At 74.5% G+C, this 21,844-nt stretch carries 14 protein-coding genes; 8 read left to right on the forward strand and 6 right to left on the reverse strand.

The features are described from left to right. Positions 1-146: 146 nt before the first annotated feature. Positions 147-1,160: a formylglycine-generating enzyme family protein gene (locus AC3EVP_RS06055; RefSeq protein ID WP_435126913.1), complete on the reverse strand. Its 1,014-nt coding sequence runs from the start codon at positions 1,158-1,160 to the stop codon at positions 147-149. A 145-nt stretch (positions 1,161-1,305) separates the two neighbouring features. After that, positions 1,306-2,259, reverse strand: coding sequence for an aldo/keto reductase (locus AC3EVP_RS06060; RefSeq protein ID WP_335973052.1), 954 nt, complete (start codon positions 2,257-2,259; stop codon positions 1,306-1,308). Positions 2,260-2,572: 313 nt separating this feature from the next. Here AC3EVP_RS06060 and AC3EVP_RS06065 point away from each other — a divergent pair, with 313 nt between their 5' ends. Both AC3EVP_RS06065 and AC3EVP_RS06070 read left to right on the forward strand, forming a co-directional pair. Next, on the forward strand, positions 2,573-4,102 hold the full coding sequence (locus tag AC3EVP_RS06065; protein WP_435126915.1) for an Ig-like domain repeat protein: 1,530 nt from the start codon (positions 2,573-2,575) through the stop codon (positions 4,100-4,102). A gap of 99 nt (positions 4,103-4,201) precedes the next feature. Then, positions 4,202-5,581 carry an alpha/beta hydrolase-fold protein gene (locus AC3EVP_RS06070; protein WP_435126917.1) on the forward strand — a complete coding sequence of 460 codons (1,380 nt, stop codon included), beginning with the start codon at positions 4,202-4,204 and terminating at the stop codon, positions 5,579-5,581. 57 nt (positions 5,582-5,638) lie between these two features. Here the strand turns inward: AC3EVP_RS06070 and AC3EVP_RS06075 are convergent, their stop codons facing one another. After that, entirely contained in the window at positions 5,639-6,847 is a 1,209-nt protein-coding gene (locus tag AC3EVP_RS06075) for an ROK family transcriptional regulator (RefSeq protein WP_435126919.1), read from the reverse strand. Positions 6,848-7,080: 233 nt separating this feature from the next. Between AC3EVP_RS06075 and AC3EVP_RS06080 the strand changes: the two genes are divergently transcribed. Both AC3EVP_RS06080 and AC3EVP_RS06085 read left to right on the forward strand, forming a co-directional pair. Next, positions 7,081-8,328 (forward strand): PP2C family protein-serine/threonine phosphatase, encoded by a 1,248-nt coding sequence (locus AC3EVP_RS06080; RefSeq protein ID WP_435126921.1) that lies wholly within the window; start codon positions 7,081-7,083, stop codon positions 8,326-8,328. 80 nt (positions 8,329-8,408) lie between these two features. Further along, positions 8,409-10,382, forward strand: a complete 1,974-nt coding sequence (locus AC3EVP_RS06085) for a lamin tail domain-containing protein (protein WP_435126923.1) — start codon at positions 8,409-8,411, stop codon at positions 10,380-10,382. Between the two features lie 59 nt (positions 10,383-10,441). Here AC3EVP_RS06085 and AC3EVP_RS06090 read toward each other — a convergent pair whose 3' ends face one another. From AC3EVP_RS06090 to AC3EVP_RS06100, 3 genes are all read right to left on the reverse strand, one after another. Beyond that, the gene (locus AC3EVP_RS06090) at positions 10,442-11,776 is read right to left on the reverse strand and encodes a PP2C family protein-serine/threonine phosphatase (protein ID WP_435126925.1); all 1,335 of its coding nucleotides are present in this window, start codon (positions 11,774-11,776) and stop codon (positions 10,442-10,444) included. A gap of 314 nt (positions 11,777-12,090) precedes the next feature. Beyond that, the gene (locus AC3EVP_RS06095) at positions 12,091-13,110 is read right to left on the reverse strand and encodes an SDR family oxidoreductase (RefSeq protein WP_435126927.1); all 1,020 of its coding nucleotides are present in this window, start codon (positions 13,108-13,110) and stop codon (positions 12,091-12,093) included. Between the two features lie 47 nt (positions 13,111-13,157). After that, entirely contained in the window at positions 13,158-15,095 is a 1,938-nt protein-coding gene (locus AC3EVP_RS06100; protein WP_435126929.1) for a glycoside hydrolase family 15 protein, read from the reverse strand. A 215-nt stretch (positions 15,096-15,310) separates the two neighbouring features. On the opposite strand from AC3EVP_RS06100, the gene AC3EVP_RS06105 reads away from it, so the two are divergent. From AC3EVP_RS06105 to AC3EVP_RS06120, 4 genes are all read left to right on the forward strand, one after another. Then, positions 15,311-15,634: a plasmid stabilization protein gene (locus AC3EVP_RS06105; RefSeq protein WP_335972480.1), complete on the forward strand. Its 324-nt coding sequence runs from the start codon at positions 15,311-15,313 to the stop codon at positions 15,632-15,634. Positions 15,635-15,746: 112 nt separating this feature from the next. Then, complete coding sequence (locus AC3EVP_RS06110) at positions 15,747-18,812, forward strand: FAD-binding and (Fe-S)-binding domain-containing protein (RefSeq protein WP_435126932.1); 3,066 nt, start codon at positions 15,747-15,749, stop codon at positions 18,810-18,812. A gap of 46 nt (positions 18,813-18,858) precedes the next feature. After that, on the forward strand, positions 18,859-20,676 hold the full coding sequence (locus AC3EVP_RS06115; protein WP_335972478.1) for a thiamine pyrophosphate-requiring protein: 1,818 nt from the start codon (positions 18,859-18,861) through the stop codon (positions 20,674-20,676). A gap of 74 nt (positions 20,677-20,750) precedes the next feature. Further along, positions 20,751-21,842, forward strand: a complete 1,092-nt coding sequence (locus AC3EVP_RS06120) for an enolase C-terminal domain-like protein (protein WP_435127378.1) — start codon at positions 20,751-20,753, stop codon at positions 21,840-21,842. Positions 21,843-21,844: the final 2 nt, after the last annotated feature.

Consider the following 21,844-nt stretch of genomic DNA (forward strand, 5'->3'; position numbering starts at 1 on the left):
GTCGGCGCCATGCAACGGCCCAGCTCAGCGCCGTATATGACGTGACATCAGGGCTCCTGCGACCGGCCGATCCTTATCGCGCGGGTTACACGGGCTTCACGGGGGTTCACAATCGGGAGCCCGGTCCACCCGTCCGGGAGCCCGGTTCACACGTCGCGGACGCAGCGGAAGCCGAGGTTGCCGGTGGTGCTGTCGGGCGTGTTGGAGGTGCGGGCGGCGACCCGGTAGCGGTTGCAGTACGAGTGGTGGCACAGGTACGAACCCCCGCGCATCACCCGGGCGGTGCCGCGCGGCGGGCCGGCGGGGTTGCTGCGCGCACCGGCCGGGTGGTCGGTGGTCCACCAGTCGGCGCACCACTCCCACACGTTGCCCGCCATGTTGTACAGGCCGTACCCGTTGGGCGCGAAGGCGTCCGCGGGCGCGGTGCCGGCGTAGCCGTCCTCGGCGGTGTTCTTCGTGGGGAAGCGGCCCTGCCAGATGTTGCAGCGGTGCGTGCCGCCGGGCGTCAGCTCGTCGCCCCACGGGTAGCGGCGCTGCTCCAGCCCGCCGCGCGCGGCGTACTCCCACTCCGCCTCGGTCGGCAGCCGCCCCCCGGCCCACCGGCAGTACGCGGCCGCGTCCGCCCACGACACGTGGACCACGGGGTGCCCGCCGATGCCGGCAAGGCCGCTGCCCGGCCCGAGCGGCGCCCGCCACCAGGCGCCCGGCACCCCGCACCACCACGGCGTGTGCTGCGGGCGGGCGGCGCCCCGGCGCAGGTGCGCGGGCAGGAAGCCGGCGAAGACGTACGACCAGCCGAACCGTTCCGCCTCGGTGACGTGGCCGGTGGCGGCGACGAACGCCGCGAACTGCTCGTTCGTCACCGCGCAGGCGTCGATCCGGAACGGGCGCAGCGTGACCGGCCGCACCGGGCCCTCCCCGTCGGCGGCGAACCCCTCGGCGTCCTCGGTGCCCATCAGGAAGCGGCCGCCCGGCAGCAGGACGGAGCCGCCGGGGCCGTCGCCGAGTGCGGCGGGTGCGGCGGGCGGCGCGGACACCGTCGGGCCGAGCGACAGGAGCCCGTCGGGTGCGCCCGCGCGGTGGCTACCCGGCCCGGCGGTCGGCCCCTCGCCGCGTCCGGGCGCACAGCAGGACGGCGGATGCTGCACGGCTTCACTCATGGCGCGCTTCCCCACTTCGATCGCTCGACCGCACATGATAGGCGGAAAAACCCGAGGTCCGGGGCCTGCCGCAGCCGCACGGGCGCGGGAACCAGGCCCGTCGGCCCCCGCCCTCGGGGCGGGACGACGCTCGTGATCGGTACGCCTACGCGAGGACCCGGTCGATCTCGGCGAGCTCGTCCGCGGTGAAGGCCGGGCCGGACGCCGCCCGCACGTTGGCCTCCAACTGCGCCACGGTGCTCGCGCCGACCAGCGCCGAGGTGACCTCCTCGTGCCGCAGCACCCACGCCAGGGCCATCTGCGCCAGCGACTGGCCGCGCCCGGCGGCCAGTTCGTTGAGCGCGCGGACCCGCGCCAGCATCTCCGGCGAGATCCCGTCGGCGGTCAGGAAGGGGCTGCTGCCGGCCGCGCGCGAGTCCTGCGGCACCCCCTTGAGGTAGCGGTCGCTGAGCAGCCCCTGGGCGAGCGGCGAGAAGACGACGCTGCCGGTGCCGGTCTCCCGCAGCACGTCCAGCAGTCCGTCCTCGACCCAGCGGTCGACCATGGAGTAGCGCGGCTGGTGGACCAGCAGCGGGGTGCCCAGCCGGGCGAGGATCTCCGCGGCCTGCCGGGTCAGCGCGGCCGGGTAGTTGGAGACCCCGACGTAGCGGGCCTTGCCCTGCCGCACCGCGCTGTGCAGGGCCCCCATCGTCTCCTCCAGCGGGGTCTGCGGGTCCGGGCGGTGGTGGTAGAAGACATCCACGTGCTCCAGGCCCATCCGCCCCAGGCTCTGGTCGAGGCTGGCCAGCAGGTACTTGCGGGAGCCCCAGTCGCCGTACGGGCCCGGCCACATGTCGAAGCCCGCCTTGGTGGACACCACCAGTTCGTCGCGGTGCGCGCGGAAGTCCCGGGCCAGCACCCAGCCGAAGGTCGACTCGGCGGCGCCGGGCTCGGGCCCGTAGTTGTTGGCCAGGTCGAAGTGGGTGATGCCCAGGTCGAACGCGCCGCGCAGCAGCGCCCGGGAGGTGGCCCGCGGGGTGCTGGTGCCGAAGTTGTGCCACAGGCCGAGGGACACGGCCGGCAGCCGCAGCCCGCTGCGCCCCAGCCGCCGGTAGGGCATGGCGGAGTAGCGGGTGCCGGAGAAGACGTCGTTCACGGGTGTCCTTGGGCGGTTCGGGGCGGCCGGCGACGGGGCGCGGCCTGCCAGGGCGTTGGAACATGTTTTCTTTGACGCGGGTCGTGACGCCCAATTCAACACGACTCCACACGGTCGCGCAGCCAGGTTGTCGCCAGCCCCGCCGGCAGCCCCGCTCAAGAATATTGACAAGGTCATTACGTAACTCTAGATTCGCTCCACGCCGACAGCGACATGCTTGCCCCGGTTCCTGCCGGGACCGGCGCGATCCGCCCCCCGCACGCAAGGAGCGAACGACATGTCCGTCAGACGGCAACGACGCCGCTGGCTCACGGCGGGCACCGCCGCGGCGGCCGCCCTGCTGGTCGCGGCCCCCGCCGCCCAGGCCCGCACCGCCACCGCCCGCCCCGGCCCCGCCGCACCCGCCGACCTCGGCCCCCAGGTCGTCCACACCGGCCAGGGCCCGACCGGATACTCCGTCACCTTCCGCGTCTACGACCCCACGGCCACCAGCGAGCGCATCAAGGGGGAGTGGTCCTTCGCCTCCGCCGCGCAGATCGCCGCCGACCCCGCCAACTCCAGCCCCCGCTACGGCGCCGACTGGCAGCCCGGCGACTTCCCGCTGGCCTCACCCAACGCGGGATCGGCCGCCAACTGGCCGGTCGCCCAGATGACCAAGGACGACCGCACCGGCGTCTGGTCGTACACCACCCCGCTGCCCTCCGGCGTCTTCAACTACGCCTTCTACCGCGACTGCACGGCCGCCGCGCCCGCTCTGACCGGCTGCACCCCGGCCGCCGACCCCGCGGCCGCGCCGTGGAGCACCGCCGGTTCGGCCGAGCCGAGCAGCCAGGTCTACGTGCCCTTCGACCGCCGCTTCCAGCAGGCGGACTACTCCTGGCAGGGCCCGGCCGCCCGCGCCGACCAGGGCACGCTCACCCACCTGACCTACCCCGCGCCCGGGCACACCGCCCCCGACGGCGAGAACTACCTGTCGGTCTACACCCCGCCCGGCTACGACGCCCGCCGCCGGCAGGCGTACCCCACCCTGTACCTGGTGCACGGCGGTGGCGGCAACGAGATGGACTGGTCCACCCAGGGCGACCTGAAGAACATCATGGACCAGCTGATCGCCGGCGGCGAGATCCAGCCCATGGTCGTCGTCATGCCGAACAACCCCACCGACGACGAGATGACCGACGACGTCATCCCCTACGTCCAGCAGCACCTCCATGTGCAGACCACCGCCGCCGGGCGGGCGTTCGCCGGGCTGTCGGGCGGCGCCACCGTCGTCGAGGACCTGCTCTACGGCCGGACCCCGACCTTCGGCTCCTACAGCGTCTGGTCCGCGCCGCGCGGCCTGCCCACCGCGCAGCAGGCCGCCGACCCGCAGCTGAAGCAGCTGCTCGGCCTGCACATCGGCGTCGCCCGGCAGGACCTCGGCGGGCTCGCCCAGGGCAACACCACCGCCGAGCAGCAGCTGCTGGCGGCCAACGGCGTGCCCTTCACCTCCTACAACACCGACGGCGGCCACAACTGGGCCTACTGGCGCCAGGCGCTGCGCGACTCCCTCACCCGGGTCGACTTCCGCGCCACCACCGTCGCGGTCCGCACCCACGGCCGCAGCGCCACCGCCACCGTGACCCCGGCGACCGACGAGCCCGCGATCCCGACCGGCACGGTGCGCTTCCTGCTGGACGGCAAGCCGCTCGGCGCGGCGGTGCCCCTGCACGGCGGCACCGCCACCGCGGTCCTCCCGCACGGCGCCACCGGCACCCTCACCGCGGTCTACGGCGGCGACCGCCGCTACAACGGCAGCTCCTCGTAACACCCGCCACCGACCGCCCTCTTCGGGCCGGTGGGCGCCGTACGACCGGCGCCCGCCGCGCCCGCCCCTCGCGTCACCCCAGGAAAGGAACGATGCCGCATGCGCGGAAACGGACGGCGGACGGCGGCGCTGCTCGCCTGCCTGGGCGCCCTGGGCGCCTGGTCGGCCACCGGCGCCACCCCGGACGCCTCGGCGACCGGCCCGGCCGCACCGCACGGCGGGCAGACCGCCACGGCCGCCGGCAGCCCGCTGGCGCCGAAGGTGGTGCACACCGGGACCGGCCCGACCGGCTACCAGGTCACCTTCCACTTCAAGGCGCCCACCGCACACAGCGTGCAGATCAAGGGGGAGTGGTACTTCGCCGACCCCTACCGGCTCTCCGCGCTCGCGGGCACCTCGACCAGCGTCGTGCAGACCCCCGGCACGACCCCCGCGCAGTGGCGGCCCGGTGACATCCCGATCGGCTCGCCCAACTCCTCCGCGGCCAACTGGCCGGTCACCACCATGACCGAGGACCGGCACACCGGCATCTGGTCGTACACCACCCCGCTGCCCTCCGGCGTCTTCAGCTACGGCTTCTACGTGGACTGCGCGAGCAGCACCCAGACCGGCTGCACCGAGGTCCCCGACCCGGCCAACCCGGCGTGGAACGTGCAGGGCGGGCGCACCACCGGCTCACCGGAGTCCGTCAGCCAGGTCTACGTCCCCGCCGACCCGAAGTCCGCCGCCACCGACCTGTCGTGGCAGGGCCCCGCCCGCGTGCACGGCACCCTGCGCGACGTCAGCTACCCCGCGCCCGCCTCCACCGCCCCGGCCGGCCGCAGCTACCTCGCCGTCTACACCCCGCCCGGCTACGACCCGAAGCGCGCGAAGCCCTACCCGACCGTCTACCTCAACAGCGGCGGCAGCAACGAGATGGACTGGAGCACCCAGGGCGCCCTCGGCAACATCCTGGACCACCTGATCAGCACCGGCGAGATCCAGCCGATGGTCGTCGTCATGCCCGACACCCAGGGCTTCGCCGCCGACTCCTACGCCTCCTTCGACGCCGACCTGCTCACCGCCGCGATCCCCTACGTCGAGGCGCACTACCGCGTGTCCACCTCGAGCGCGCAGCGGGCCATCGGCGGCCTGGGCTACGGCGCCTCGATCACCAACTCCTTCCTCTTCGACCACCCGGGCCACTTCGGCTCCTACGGCGTCATGAGCCCCGGCATCAACGGCGACTTCACCCTGCCGGACGCGGGGTCGCTCAGCGCGGCGCAGGTCGCGGCGATGAAGGACGCCAACATCATGGTCGGCGGCGGCTGGCAGGACCCCAGCCACTACTACCACGCGAGCGAGGTGGCCACCCTGGCCGCGGTGGGCGTGCCGGTCACCCCCGACTACGTCAACGGCGGCCACTCCTGGTACGCGTGGCGCCTGCTGGTGCGGGACTTCCTGACCAAGGTCGCCTTCTTCCCGCCCGCCGCCGGGTGACCGCTGCCGGCCGGCGCCGGCCCCGGCCCGGGTCCCGGTCCGGGGCCCGGGCCGGGGTCAGCACACGACGCGCAGCGCCGGCCTGAGGAAGGACGGCAGCAGCTCCGAGGCGACCTGGATCGCGCCCCGCACGGTCGCCTCGGAGGACAGCGGGCGCACCGCGAGCCCGGCGGCGTTGGGCCGGTAGGCCAGCGCGCGCAGCTCCTCGGCGAATCGCTCGAAGAAGCGCGTACCGCCGTCGGTGAAGACGTTCCCGCCGAAGTAGACCACGGCCGGGTTGACGACGTTCACCTGCCAGGACGCCGCCAGCGCCAGCCGGTGCGCGGCCAGGTCGAGCATGCCGAGCACCGCCGCGTCGCCGCACGCCTCCATCCCGGCCAGCGTCGGGGGCGCGGGCCGCCCGGTGATCCGCTCGAACTCGGCCCGCAGGTGCGGCGCGGAGGCCACGCTCTCCACGCAGCCGCGCCGCCCGCACCGGCACAGCGCGTCGACGCCGGGCAGCACGCAGTGCCCGAGTTCCCCGGCGCTGCCGGTCGCGCCGTCGATCAGCCGCCCGCCCACCGTCGCCGCGCTCCCGACGCCGTGGCCGACGTAGACCAGCGCCGCGGAGTCCGCGGCGGCCGGCTCCTGCGCGAGCCGGCCGATGAGCGTGGCGGCCACCACGTTCACCACGGCGACCGGCACACCGAGCATCCCGGCGAGCTCGTCGGCGGCCGGCAGGTCCGACCAGCCCTCCGACCGGACCACCGTCCACCGGCCCCGGGCCCGGTCGATCGAGCCGGGCAGGGTGAGCGCCACCGCGGCCAGCGGCCCCAGGTCCGGGTGCGTGTCGCGCAGCGCGGTGACGCGCTCGGCGAACGATGCGACCAGCTCCCGCCAGTCACCGGGCTCGGGCGCCGCCGGCGCGAGGCTGTGCGCCAGGACATTGCCCGCCATGTCCGCGAGGGTGACCTCCACACGGGCGCTGCGCAGCCGGACGGCCGACACCACCCGCGCCCGGGGCCGGAAGTGCAGCAGGGTGCCCGGCCGCCCGCCGCCGGCGGCGGCCTTGAGCTGCCCCTCCTCCACGACCAGCCCCTCGGCGGCCAGCTGCCGCACCACCGCCATCACCGTCGGCCGGGTCAGGCCGGTCAGCCGCCCCAGCTGCGCGCGGGTGAGCCCGCCGTGGTCGCGCAGCGCCCCGCACACGGCGGCCACGTTGGCCTCCCGGATGTCGGCGGTCGACATGCGCTCGGCGGGTCGCGGCGCCGCGGCGGGAACGTCCATGCCCGAAAGCTTAGGGCGGTCCGGCGCCTGTCCTGCGCCGGTGCGGTGACATCCCGGCGCCAGACCCGCGCAGCGCTCCGCGCCGCCCGGCCGCGCCGCCCGGCCGCGCCGCCCGGGTCCCGGGGACGCCGCCTGCCCCCGGGGTGCCCGGCGTGCCGAGCGGCACGCGGACCGCGCCGGGCGCATAGTCGTATCAGCGCAGCAGCCGTACGACCGAAAGGGAACGCAGCACCGTGCCCGCACCACCGCGGATCGACTACCGGGCGGTCTTCGCCGCCCTGGTGAGCCCCAGCCTGCTGCTCGCCCCCGACTTCGTCGTGGCCGACGCCAACGACGCCTACCTGCGGGCCACCGGCCGCACCCGGCAGGAACTCGTCGGCCGCAACATCTTCCAGGTCCACCCCGACAACCCCGACGACCCGCTGGCCGACGGCGTCAGCAACCTGCGCGCCTCACTCGAGCGGGTGCTGCGCTCCAAGCGGTCCGACACCATGGCCGTCCAGCAGTACGACATCCCCGCGCCCGGCCGGCCGGACATCTTCCGCGCCCGCTGGTGGTCCCCGATCAACACCCCCGTGCTCGGGCCCGACGGCGAGGTGGCGTGGATCATCCACCGCGTGGAGGACCTCACCGACTTCGTGCTCCGCCACGCGCAGACCGTGGACCCCGTGGCCGGCCGCGCGGCCACCGAGTCCGCGACGCAGTCCGAGCTGTTCGACCGGGCCCAGGAGCTCCAGCGGTTCAACGACGAACTGCGCGTGGCCCACGACCGCGAGCGCCGCACCGCGCTGACCCTCCAGCGGGCCATGCTGCACTCCCCGGACCTCGCCGGGCACCGCGAGATCGCGCTGCGCTACATGCCGGCCGTCCGCTCGCTGAACGTCTGCGGCGACTGGTACGACGTGGTGGACCTGACCGAGGACACCTTCACCGTGGCCGTCGGCGACGTCGTCGGCCACGGCCTGGAGGCCGCCGCCGTGATGGGCATGCTGCGCAGCGCGCTGTCCGCGGCGGTGCGGGCCATCCCCGAGCCGGGCCGGGCGATGGACGTCCTCGGGGTGTACGCGCGCACCTTCGAAGGCGCCCTGGCCACGACCGCCGCCAAGGCCGTCATCGACACCCGGGCCCGGCGCATCACGTACACCAGCGCGGGCCACCCGCCCCCGGTGCTGTGCCGCCGCGACGGCACCTCGGAGCTGCTGGACCAGGCCACCGACCCGCCGCTGGGCCTGAGCGTCGACGGCATGCCGCGCCCGCAGGCCAGCGTGGGCTACGCCCCCGGCGACACCCTCGTGCTGTACACCGACGGCCTGATCGAGCGCCGCGGCGAGGACATCGACGTCGGCCTGGGGCGCCTGACCGACATCCTCGCCCGCAGCACCGGCCTGGGCCCCGACGACCTGGCGGACGAGCTGCTGGCGGGCCTGGGCGTCGCGGACGGCGGCCCGGACGACATCGCGCTGATCGTGGTGCGGCTGTGACGCGGGCGCGGCCGTCGCACGCCGCAGCGTTCAACCGCCGTACAGACTGACGCAACGTCGACGCGTCACCATTGCTCCCCGTGTCTACTTCACGCTCGCGGGCCGGCGTCGCTTCGGTGTGCGCCACGGCTCTGACGCTTTCAGGACTGCTCGTCACCGGGGTGCTCGCCGCGCAGTCGGCGGCGGCCGCGGACCCGGCCGGCTACCAGAACGTACGGATCAACGAAGTCACCTCGGCGGGCAGCGACACGGTGGAGCTGTACAACGCCGGCGCGGCCGCGGTGAGCATCAGCGGCTGGCAGGTGGCCGACAACACCTTCTCCGCGCAGAAGTTCACCCCGTCGGCGAGCACGATCCCGGCCGGCGGCTTCGTCACCTTCGACTCGCCCAAGGGCCTCGGCGACGCCGACAGCGTGGTGGTCACCACCTCCGGCGGCACCGTCGTCGACCGCGTCGACTGGGCCACCGGCGGGGCGAAGCCCGCGATGGCGCGGTGCGGCGGCGACGGCAGCGGGACCTGGGTGCCCGAGACCTCCGCGGCCACCTTCGGCAGCGCGAACGCGGCGGGCTGCCCGCCGGCGCTGCCGGCGGCGAGCCAGGTGCGCATCAATGAGGTCACCTCCAGCGGCTCGGACACCGTGGAGCTGTACAACGGCGGGACCAGCGCGGTCGCCGTCGGGTCGTGGACCTACGTCGACAGCGACACCGGCCACACCGCCGCGAAGATCTCCGCCTCCTCGCCGAGCGCCACCAGCATTCCCGCCGGGGGCTACGCCACCTTCGACTCCACCCTGGGTCTGGGCGACAACGACTCGGTCTTCCTGCGCGACGCCGGCGGCACCACCGTGGACTCGGTCACCTGGGCGACGGACGGCGCCAAGCCGTCGGACCAGCGCTGCGCCGATGGCACCGGCCTCTTCCAGACGTCCGCCACCGCCACGCCCGGCGCCGCCAACTCCTGCGCGGGCGGCGGCAGCGGGGGCGGCACCGGCGGCGGCCAACTGCTGGGCGGCGGCGGCTCGCTGACCAGCGGCTGCACCCCCGAGGCGCCCTCCGGCACCGGCTCGACCCCGGCGGGCACCCTGGCGTGGCCCGGCGGCCAGGACGTCACGATCGCCGACAACGTGTGCGCGTTCACCACGTCCACCGGGCCCGAGGGGCGGGACGTGAGCGGGCTGGCGTTCGACCCGTCGAACCCCTCCGTGCTGTGGGCGGCGAAGAACAAGAACTGGCTGTACAAGCTGGTCAAGAGCGGCGGCAAGTGGGTTCCCGACCCGTCGTGGAGCGCGACCGGCAAGGAGATCCGCTTCGCCGGCGGCACCGGCGAGCCGGACTCCGAGGGGCTGACCGTCGGCGCGAACGGCCATGTGTATGTCACCTCCGAGCGGGACAACGCGGACAACAGCGTCCCGAAGGACACCGTCATGGAGTTCGACCCCACCGCGACCGGCTCCACCCTCACCCCCGTCCACCAGTGGGACATGACCGCGCAGTTCCCGCAGCTGGACACCGGCAGCAAGGACGACGCCAACCTCGGCTTCGAGGGCGTCGGCTACGTCCCGGACAGCTGGCTGACCGCGAGCGGCTGGGTCGACCCGCGCACCGGCGCCGCCTACGACCCGGCCGACTACCCGCTGCACGGCTCCGGCCTGTTCTTCGCCGGCCTGGAGTGGGACGGCACCCTGCACGTCTACGGCCTGAACTCCGACGGCACCTTCACCACCTTCGGCACGATCGCCACCGGCGAGCCGTCCGTGATGGACGTGACCTACGACGCGGGCACCCAGCGGATCGTCGCGACCTGCGACAACACCTGCGGGGAGACCCACACCTTCCTGAAGGTCGACGCGTCCGGCGCGATCGTCCCCGACGTGGCCTACACCAACCCGACCGTCATGCCCGTCGACAACCTGGAGGGCTTCGCGCTGGCCCCCACCTCCACCTGCACCGCCGGCTCGCGCGAGGCGGTCTGGAGCGACGACGGCATCTACGGCTTCGGCGCCGGCACCTCCTCCTCCGGCCACGCCCTCTACAGCGGCACCTTCCCCTGCTGAACCCGTGAGGCGGCGGGCACCGGCGTCGGCGCACACCGCGCCGAGGCGGGTGCCCGCGCTCAGGCTCCGTCGCCGAGGTGCGACCGCCCGGACCACGCGGCGGCCTGCGGGCCGGACGGCGCGATCGACGGGGGCAGGCCGACCCGCTCCTGGAGAGCCGAGGGGTGGTACGGCGTCGGGCCGTGCCATTCGAGCAGCATGACGGTGGCGTCGTCGCGCAGCAGGCCGTCGTGGTAGTCGAGGTGGTGCCGGACGAGCCGCCGCAGCGTCTCAGGCACCGGCAGGTCGTCGGCGTGGTGGCGGATGAGGAAGTCGGTCAGCCGGTCGAGGCCGAACTCCTGCCCGTCGCGGTTGCGCGCCTCGGTGACGCCGTCGGTGAAGAACAGCAGCCGGTCGCCCGGTTCGAGCTGGTCCTCGCAGATGGTGGTGGGCAGGCCGAGGCCGGTACCCATCGGCCCGGCCGGCGGGCAGGCGAGGGACACGATGGTGCGGCGGCCGCGGATGACCACCGGCGGGTGGTGGCCGCGGCTGGTCCACGCCAGCCGGCCGGTGTCCATGTCCAGGTCGGCCAGGATGCCGGTGGTGAAGCGGTTGCAGTCGAACTGCTCGCTGAGCGTCTGCTCGATCCGGTCCGCGATCTGCCCCAGGTCGGCGCCCTGGCGGCGGTACTTGCGGCACGTGGCGACCGCGAGGTTCGCGGTCAGGCCGGCGGCGGTGTCGTGGCCCATCGCGTCGAAGACCGACAGGTGCACGGTGTCGCCGGACACGGCGTAGTCGAAGGCGTCCCCGCTGATCTCGTAGGCCGGCTCCATGATCGCGCTGATCAGCACCCGGTCGGCGGCGAAGGTCCGCGGCGGCATGAGGCGCCACTCCATCTCCGCGGCGACCTCCATCCGCCGCCGCCGTACCAGCCGTCCGTACCAGTCGCTGGTGCCGCGCTTGCTGACCAGCAGCAGCGAGATCAGGACGGCGAGCCGGCCGACGTCCGTGCCGATCTCCACCGCCGCCCCGGGCCGGCCGACCCTCAGCACGCCCAGGCGTTCGCTGCCGTCCAGCAGCGGCACCCACCACTGGCCCCGCGACGACGCCGAGGCGGGCAGCACCTGGCCGAGCTGGAAGGCGCGGCCGGCCACCGTGCCCTCGATCTGGACGTCCGCCGGTGCGCTTCCGGCCGCCCCGGCGCCGCTGCCGCTGTCCGCGCCGCCGCCGTCCGCGTCACGGCCCGTGAGCAGGTGCAGCTGCTCCTGCTCCAGGTCGCTCACGTAGATCAGCACGTCGGGCCAGCCGGCCCGCGCCGCGTACGCCGCGACCGCGCCGGGAACCTGCTCCAGCGTCATCAGCTGACTGGCCGCGAGCAGCTCACCCAGCGCCCCCGCGCGCGTCCCGGTGCCCATGAGCCGCACCTCTTCCTCCGTGGCGAACCGCCCGGATGGCCCGAATTGCGCATTCTCCCCTCCACGATATCGGTGCCGGAGCAACGGCGCCGGGAAGGCGAAGCGTAAAATGGCTCTATCCGAACTTATCCGAACATATCCGGTGAAAGGTCACCGCCATGGCTGGTCACGCGTGGGATCTGGCCCTGAGCAGCTCCGTCCAGGACGACATCATCTGGTACGCGATCATCGCCGCCGTCTTCCTCGTGGGCGTCGTCTTCGCGATCCGCAGCAACTGAGCCCCCCGCAGCCCCGTCCGGTGACCGCCCGCGCGGTCACCGGACGCCGTGCGTGTGCAGCCGGTGCCGGAACAGGGCGGCCGCCGCGCCCAGCGCCGGCACCGACACCGCGGAGACCGGCAGCGCGTGCCGGGACAGCCACATCTGCGGGCTCCGGCCGTGCGCGCGGTCGCCGAAGGTGCCGTGCGCGCCGTGGTCCTCGCCCGGACCGGCGTCCAGCGGCTGCCACAGGTTGTCCGGCCGGCCCGGCGCCTCCCTGCGGCCGGTCTGCTGGGAGTCGTAGCCGGTGCGGGCGAGATAGCGGTCCAGCAGCGGCGCGGCGAACTTCTGCGCCAGCAGCGTGGCCGCGGTGCTGGCCCCCGCCCAGTACTGCTTGCGGCGCGGATGCTCGGCGGCGAACGCGACGGCGCGGGCGGCCAGTTCGGGCTGGTAGATCGGCGGCACCGGCTGCGGGTGGCGCGGCAGGCGGGAGCGCACCCAGGAGAACTGCGGCGTGTTGACCGCGGGCATCTGCACCACGGTGATCCGCACGTTGCTGCGCTCGTGCAGCAGCTCGCACCGCACCGACTCGGTGAAGCCGTTCACGGCGTGCTTGGCACCGCAGTACGCCGACTGGAGCGGGATGCTGCGGCCGCCCAGCGCCGAGCCGACCTGCACGACGGTGCCGCGGTCGCGCGGCTTCATCCGCTCCAGCGCCACCATCGTGCCGTGCACGAAGCCCAGGTACGCCACCTCGGTCACGCGCCGGTACTCCTCCGGGCCGATCTCGGTGAACGGCGCGAACACCGACGCGAAGGCGACGTTGACCCACACGTCGATGGGCCCGAAGCGCTGCTCCGCCTGCTCGGCGGCGGCCCGCACCGCCGCGTGGTCGGCCACGTCGACCGGGACGGCCAGCGCCCGCCCCCCGGCCTCCTCGACGTCCCGCGCCGCGCCGCGCAGCCCCTCCTGCCCGCGGGCGAGCAGCACGACGTTCGCACCGCGGCGGCCGAACTCCCGCGCGGTGGCGCGGCCGATGCCGGCACTGGCTCCGGTGATCACTACGTTCTGTGCCATGGTTCGACGGTTCCCTTCTCGGCTTGCGGTCCTTGCGCTTGCGGGCGTCACCGCGCTGCCGGGGAGTCCCCGGCCAGCCGCCCCGCGCACTCCAGCAGCAGCGCGTGGACGAACGCCTGCGGCAGGTTGCCGCGCAGCTGCCGCTGCGCGACGTCGTACTCCTCGGCGAACAGGCCCGGCGACCCGCAGGCGGCCCGGTTGCGTTCGAAGAAGTGCCGGGCGCTGACGGTGCGCCCCTGCTGGTGCTCGGCCAGCGCCATCACGAACCCGCACAGCAGGAACGCGCCCTCCGCCTCGCCGAGCGGCCGGCTGTCGTGCCGGAAGCGGTACACGTAGCCGTCGTCGACCAGGCGCCGGTGCACCTCGGCCAGCGTGGCGCGCGTACGCGGGTCGGCGGCGGGCAGGGCGCCGCGCACGGCCGGCAGCAGCAGCGCGGCGTCGACGGTGCCGTCCTTGGGGCTGCGCTGCCAGAAGCCGTCCGCGTGCAGGTGGGTGGCGGTGGTGTCGGAAAGGATCGCGTCGGCCAGCGCCGAGCAGCGGGCGCCGTCCGGGCCCAGGCCCGCCCCGGCCCCCGCCCCGGCCCCGTCGCCGGGCAGCGCTGCCACCGCCCGCAGGCCCGCGACACACGCCAGCCGGGAGTGCGTCCAGTGCCGGTCCTCCAGCTCCCAGATCCCCGCGTCCGGGGACGACCAGCGCTGCTCGACCGCGTCGACGGCGACGCCCAGCGCCCGCCGCCCGTCGCGGTCCAGCCGGTCGTGGCGGGCGGCGGCGGCCAGCAGGCTCAGCGCCTCGCCGAACGCGTCGAGCTGGAACTGCCCGTTCACCCAGTTGCCGACCTTGTCGGTGCCGCCGGGGTAGCCGGGCAGGCCGAGCCGGTGCTCGGCGGGCACCGCGCCGCCGGTGACGGTGTAGGCGGGTGCCAGCCGCGGCCCGTCGGCCAGCAGCCGGTGCGTGACGAAGGCGGTGGCGCGGTCCAGCAGGTCCGTGGCGCCGACCGCGGCCGCGGCGATCCCGGCGTAGCTCTGGTCGCGAATCCACGCGTACCGGTAGTCGTAGCTGCGCCCGGAGTCGGCACGCTCGGGCAGGCTCATCGTGGCGGCGGCCACCATGCCCCCGCTGCCGCTGGTCAGGCCGCGCAGCACCGAGTGGGCGTGGCGGGCGTCGCGGGCCGCGAGCACCCGGGGCAGTGCCGGCCGGGCGCGGGCCCAGCCCTCCTCGGTGGCGTGCCAGGCCCGCTCGGGGTCGACCGGGGGCCCGGTCAGGGGCTGCTCGGACAGTTCCAGGACGAGGTCGTGGCGGCCGCCGGCGGGGACCGTCAGATCCACCGCCAGCAGCTGCCCGCCGCCGTCCGCACCCGGAACGCGACCCTGGTCCTGACTCTGGTCCTGGTCCTGGTCCTGGTCTTGGTGCTGGTCCTGATCCGGTGCCGCGAGCAGGGACCGCTCCGGCCCCGCCGGCCGCACCCGCGCCTGGCCCGCGCCGCTCCACCGCCAGTGCAGCGGCCCGCTGCGGCCGCTCCACACGCCGTCCCGCAGCCGCACGTCCTCGTCGCGGTGGCTGCCGAAGCCCGCCCGCGGCGCGAGCAGCACCCGCACCCGCGCCGGGCCGCCGACGGCCAGCACCCGGCGCAGCAGCACCACGCGGTCCGGCGCGCCCGGGAACGCCAGGGCCTCCCGGCACTCCAGCGGCCCGTCGCAGGTCAGCCACCGGCTGCGCCAGATCAGGCTGTCGCGTTCGTAGGAGCCGCCCCACACGTGCCGGGGGTCGCGCGGGGTCACCGTGTAGGTCCCTCCGCCGCCGATCAGGCCCGAGAACACCGCGTCGGAGTCCCAGCGCGGTGCGCACATCCAGGCGATGTCCCCGTGCGGGCCGACCAGCGCGCCGCGCTCCCCGTCCGCGAGCAGCGCGTAGTCGCGCAGGACATGCGGGGCGAACGCCGGGCCGGGAGCGCCCGCGACGCCCGGTGTGCGGTCCGTGTCCGCCATGTGCGGCCCCTTCTCTCCTTCGCGGGTGCGCCTGCCGCCCACCCGCTGACCGGCCACTTCTCGGGTACCCGCGGTGCGCAAGGGAATTCCGGTCCGCCGGGCGAGGAATGCGCGGCGCCCGGCCGGGCACCCGACAACGTGTCGCGGGTCGGCAGTCGGGGGGTGGGGCGCCCGCGCCGGATCGGAACACCGAGACGTGACGGAAGGTGAGAGCGATGCCCCGAGGTTCCAACGCCAAGCGGGAACGCCAGTACGAGCACATCAAGGACAGCGCCCGCGACCGCGGGGAGTCGCCCCGGCGCGCGGAGGAGATCGCCGCCCGCACGGTGAACAAGGAGCGGGCGCGGTCCGGGGAGTCCCGGACCGCCAGCCGCACCTCCACCCGGGACATGTCCTCCTCCCGGCGCGGCGGCCAGCGCTCGCACTCCGGCGCGCAGGGCCCGACCAGGGACCAGCTCTACAACGAGGCGAAGCAGCGGAACATCAAGGGCCGCTCGCACATGAACAAGGCCGAGCTGAGCCGGGCGCTGGGCCGCTGAGTACCCCCTGTCGACGCACCACCGGTCGACCGGACCGGTGACCGGCGCCGCACCGGCCGCCCCCGTAGGTCCCCTGGCCCCCGTATCCCCGTATCCGGAGGGAAACGCACGTATGAGCGCGATCGAGGACGGCGAAGCCCGCGAACTGGACGTCGAGGCCCTGGAAGCCGCACTGCGGGAGGCCGTGGACGGCGAGGTCCGGTTCGACGCGGGCAGTCGCGGCGCCTACGTGACCGACGGGTCGAACTACCGCCAGGTGCCGATCGGCGTGGTGGTGCCCCGCACGGTGGACGCCGGCGCCGCCGCGGTGGCGGTGTGCGCGCGCTTCGGGGCCCCGCTGCTGTCCCGCGGCGGCGGCACGAGCCTGGGCGGGCAGTGCACCAACACCGCGGTGGTCGTGGACTGGACGAAGTACTGCCACCAGCTCGTCTCCGTCGATCCCGAGGCGCGTACCTGTGTGGTCGAACCCGGCATCGTCCTGGACGAGCTCAACCGCCAACTGGCCCCGCACCACCTGATGTTCGGGCCGAAACCGTCCACCCACAGCCACTGCGCGCTCGGCGGCATGATCGGCAACAACTCCTGCGGGGCCTCCGCGCAGGCGTACGGCAAGACCGCCGACAGCGTCCGCCGGCTGGAGATCCTCACCTACGACGGCACCCGCACCTGGGTCGGCGCCACCTCCACCGAGCAGTACGACGAGATCACCGCCGCCGGGGGCCGCCGCGCCGAGCTGTACCGGGGCCTGCGGGACCTCAGCGACCGGCACCTGGCCGACATCCGGCGCGGCTACCCCGAACTGCCCCGCCGGGTGTCCGGCTACAACCTCCCCGACCTGCTGCCGGAGAACGGCTTCCACGTCGCCCGCGCCCTGGTCGGCAGCGAGGGCACCCTGGTCACGGTGCTGCACGCCGAGCTCGACCTGGTGCCGGTGCCGGCCGCGCAGGCGATGCTGGTGCTCGGCTACCCCGACATCTGCGCGGCCGCCGACGACGTACCGCGCCTGCTGGAGCACTGCCGGCCCACCCAGATCGAGGCCCTCGACGACCGCATGGCGCAGCTCATGCACGAGGAGGGCGCCTACCTGGAGTCGCTCTCCTCCTTCCCCGAAGGCAGCAGCTGGCTGCTGGTGCAGTTCTCCGGCGACACGCAGGAGGAGGTGGACCGCCAGTCCCACGACCTGCTGCGGGCCCTGGGCCGCGACGAGCGGGACGGCACCGTCGCGTTCTCCGACGACCCCGACCGCGAGGAGCAGATGCTCAAGGCCCGCGAGGCCGGCCTCGGCGTCACCGCCCGCCCGCCGGACGGCCGCGAGACCTGGGAGGGCTGGGAGGACTCCGCCGTCCCGCCGCAGCAGCTCGGCGCCTACCTGCGCGACCTGAAGAAGCTCTTCACGGACTTCGGCTACGACCACCCCTCGCTCTACGGCCACTTCGGGCAGGGCTGCGTGCACACCCGCATCCCCTTCCAGCTGCGCACCGCCGAGGGCGTCGCCACCTTCCGGTCGTTCCTGGAGCACGCCGCCGACCTCGTCGTCTCCTACGGCGGATCGCTCTCCGGCGAGCACGGCGACGGGCAGGCCCGCGGCGAGCTGCTGACTCGGATGTTCGGCGAGCGGCTGGTGGGCGCCTTCGGCGAGCTCAAGGCGCTCTTCGACCCCGGCGACCGGATGAACCCCGGCAAGGTCGTCGCACCCAACCGGCTCGACTCCCACCTGCGGCTCGGCGCGGACTGGCGCCCCCGCGACGAGGCCGACACGCGCTTCGGCTTCCCCGACGACGAGCACTCCTTCCGGCGCGCGGTCATGCGCTGCGTCGGCATCGGCAACTGCCGCAGCCACGAAGGCGGCGTGATGTGCCCCAGCTACCGGGCCACGGGGGAGGAGGAGCACTCCACCCGGGGCCGGGCGCGGCTGCTGTTCGAGATGATGGGCGGCCACGCCGACTCGCCCGTCACCGACGGCTGGCGCTCCACCGAGGTCCGCGACGCGCTCGACCTCTGCCTGGCCTGCAAGGGCTGCAAGTCCGACTGCCCCACCGGCGTCGACATGGCCACGTACAAGGCCGAGTTCCTCTCCCACCACTACCAGGGGCGGCTGCGGCCGGCGGCGCACTACGCGCTGGGCTGGCTGCCGCTGTGGGCGCGGCTGTCCCGGGTCGCGCCCGGCGCGGTCAACACGCTGCTGCGGGCCCCGGGCATCTCCACGCTCGGCAAGAAGCTCGCCGGCGTGGCACCGCAGCGCGACGCGCCGGTCTTCGCCGAGGAGTCCTTCGTCCAGTGGTGGCGCCGGCGCGGCGCGCCCGAACCCGACCCCGCGGACCCCCGGACGGTGGTGCTGTGGCCCGACACCTTCAGCACCTACTTCCACCCGTCGGTCGCCCGCTCCGCCGTCAAGGTCCTCACGGACGCCGGGTTCCAGGTCGCGGTCCCCACCGACGCGGTCTGCTGCGGGCTGACCTGGATCTCCACCGGTCAGCTCGACACCGCCGCGAAGGTGCTGCGCCGTACGCTCACCACCCTGCGGCCGTGGCTGGAGGCCGGCACCCCGATCGTCGGCCTCGAACCGTCCTGCACCGCCGTCTTCCGCTCCGACCTGCCCGAGCTGATGCCAAAGGACGAGGACGTCAAACGCCTCGCCGGGCAGTTCCACACCTTCGCCGAACTGCTGCTCCAGCGCGCCCCGGACGGCTGGCGGCCGCCGGTGCTGAACCGGGCCGCCACCGTGCAGACCCACTGCCACCAGCACGCCGTCACCAAGTTCGACGCGGACCGCGAGCTGATGCGCCGCGCCGGCATCCACGCCGACGTCCTCGACGAGGGCTGCTGCGGACTGGCCGGGAACTTCGGCTTCGAAGCCGGCCACCACCAGCTGTCCATGGACATCGCCGAGTCGGGCGTGCTGCCCGCGGTCCGCGAGGCGGCCCCCAGCGCCCTGGTGCTCGCCGACGGCTTCAGCTGCCGCACCCAGATCGAGCAGGGCGGCACCGGCCGCGGCGCGCTGCACCTCGCCGAGGTGCTCGCCCTCGCCCTCGACGGGCCCGCGCCCGCCGACCACCCGGAGAAGGCCGCCGCGCGCCCCACGCCGCCCCCTTCCGCCGTCTCCCGGCTGGTGGCCGCCGGCGCGGCGGTCTCCGCGGGCGCCGCCTGCTACGCGCTCACCCGCCGACTGCGGCACTAGCCGCCGCACCCCCCCGAACCTCCCCTGCACAGAAAGGACGTACCCCGTGTCGATCAAGGTGTCCGACTACGTACTCCAGCGCCTGCGCGAATGGGACGTGGAGCAGGTCTTCGCCTACGCCGGCGACGGCATCAACGGCCTGCTCGCCGCCTGGGGCCGGGCCGAGGACAAACCGGAGTTCGTCCAGGCCCGGCACGAGGAGATGGCCGCCTTCGAAGCCGTCGGCTACGCGAAGTTCTCCGGCAAGGTCGGGGTCTGCGCGGCCACCTCGGGACCCGGCGCGATCCACCTGCTCAACGGCCTGTACGACGCGAAGCTCGACCACGTGCCCGTCGTCGCGATCGTCGGGCAGACCAACCGCAGCGCCATGGGCGGCTCCTACCAGCAGGAGGTGGACCTGCTCAGCCTCTACAAGGACGTCGCGTCCGAGTTCTGCGAGATGGTCACCGTCCCCGAGCAGCTGCCGAACGTCATCGACCGCGCGATGCGCACCGCGTACGCCCGCCGCACCGTCACCGCGGTCGTCATCCCCGCCGACGTCCAGGAACTCGACTACTCCCCGCCGACGCACGCGTTCAAGATGGTGCCCTCGAGCCTGGGCGTCTCCTCCTACGCGCCCACCCCGGCGCCCGCCGACCTCCACCACGCCGCCGACGTGCTCAACGCCGGCGAGAAGGTCGCCCTCCTGATCGGCCAGGGCGCGCGCGGCGCACGCGCCGAGGTCGAGCAGATCGCCGACCTGCTCGGCGCCGGCGTCGCCAAGGCCCTGCTCGGCAAGGACGCCCTGTCCGACGAACTGCCCTACGTCACCGGCTCGATCGGCCTGCTGGGCACCCGCCCCTCCTACGAGATGATGCAGGGCTGCGACACCCTGCTGGTGATCGGCTCCAGCTTCCCCTACACCCAGTTCCTGCCCGACCTCGACCAGGCCCGCGCGGTGCAGATCGACATCGACCCGTTCATGGTCGGGCTGCGCTACCCCTTCGAGGTCAACCTCGTCGGCGACTCCGCGCAGACCCTCAAGGCGCTGATCCCGCTGCTGGAGGCGAAGAAGCACGGCGCGTGGCGGAAGAAGATCGAGAAGGACACCGCCCGCTGGTGGGAGGTGATGCAGCGCCGCGCCGCGGTCGACGCCGACCCGATCAACCCCGAGTACGTCGTGCACGCCCTCGACGAGCTGCTGCCCGAGGACATCATGCTCGCCGCGGACTCCGGGTCGGCCGCCAACTGGTACGCCCGGCACCTGCGGATGCGCGGCGCCATGCGCGGCTCGCTGTCCGGCACCCTGGCGACGATGGGCCCGGGCGTGCCGTACGTGATCGGCGCGAAGTTCGCCCACCCCGACCGGCCCGCGCTGGCCGTCGTCGGCGACGGCGCCATGCAGATGAACGGCATGGCCGAGCTGATCACCGCCGCTAAGTACCACCACCAGTGGCGCGACCCGCGGCTGGTCGTCGCGGTCCTCAACAACCAGGACCTCAACCAGGTCACCTGGGAGATGCGCGCCATGGAGGGCGCGCCGCAGTTCGTGCCCTCGCAGGCGCTGCCCGACGTCCCCTACGCCGACTTCGCCCGGTCGATCGGCCTCGGCGGCGAGCGCGTCGAGGAACCCGGCGGGGTGCGCGGGGCCTGGCAGCGGGCCCTGGCCGCCGACCGGCCGTACGTCATCGACTTCCGCACCGACCCCGCGGTGCCGCCGATCCCGCCGCACGCCTCCCTCGACCAGATCGAGGCCGCCGCGTCCGCCGTGCTCCAGGGCGACCCCGACCGCGCCGACGTGGTCAAGCAGGGCTTCAAGGCGAAGGTGCAGGAGATGCTGCCCGGCCACCGCCACCGTGAGGACCGCCCCGGGGCCGGGGCGTGAGCATCCCGCCGGTCCCGCCGGTCCCGCCGGACCCCGGAGCGGCCGGCGGGCCCGCGCCCGGCGACCCGCCGGCCGTGGACGCGGTGGACAGCGCGGTCTACACCGTCCCCACCGAGCTGCCGGAGGCCGACGGGACCCTCGCCTGGGACGCGACCACCGTCGTGACCGCGACCGTGCGGGCCGGCGGCGCCCAGGGCCTCGGCTGGACCTACGGCTCGCCCGCCGCGGCCGCGGTGATCCGCGACCACCTCGCCGGCGTCGTCACCGGCCGCTCCGCCTGGGACGTGCCCGCGGCCAACGAGGCGATGACCCGGGCGGTGCGCAACGCCGCCCGCCCCGGCATCGCCGGCCACGCGGTCTCCGCGGTGGACCTCGCCCTGTGGGACCTCAAGGCCCGCCTGCTCGGCCTGCCGCTGGTCCACCTGCTCGGCGCGGCCCGCACCGAGGTCCCGGTCTACGGCAGCGGCGGCTTCACCACCTACACCGACCGCGACCAGGACCGCCAACTGCGCGGCTGGACCGGCGACCTGGGCTTCACCCGCGTGAAGATCAAGATCGGGGAGTCCTGGGGGAGCGAGCCCGAGCGCGACCGCGCCCGCGTCAGCCGCGCCCGGTACGCCGTCGGCGACCGCACCGAGCTCTACGTCGACGCCAACGGCGCCTACGGCCGCAAGCAGGCGGTCCGGCTGGCCCGGCACCTCGACGCGGAGGGCGTCACCTGGTTCGAGGAACCCGTCTCCTCCGACGACCTGGCCGGCCTCGCGCAGGTCCGCGCCGCCGTCCTGCCCGACGTCACCGCCGGCGAGTACGGCTACACGCTGCCGTACTTCCGGCAGATGCTCGCCGCCGACGCGGTGGACTGCCTCCAGGCGGACGTCACGCGCTGCGGCGGCATCACCGTATGGCTGCGCGTCGCGGCCCTCGCCGAGGCGCACGGCCTCCAGATCTCCGGCCACTGCGCGCCCCACCTGCACGCCCACGCGGCCGCGGCCGTCCCGAACCTGCGGCACCTGGAGTGGTTCCACGACCACGTCAGGATCGAGAACACGCTTTTTTCCGGAGGCTGCGACCCCACCGGGGGCGTGGTCGCCCCGGGTGCCTCCGGCGCCCCCGGCCACGGGATGTCCCTGCACACCGCCCGCGCCGAGGAGTACCGGTCCGGCTGACA

This window comes from Actinacidiphila sp. bgisy144 (assembly GCF_057708105.1).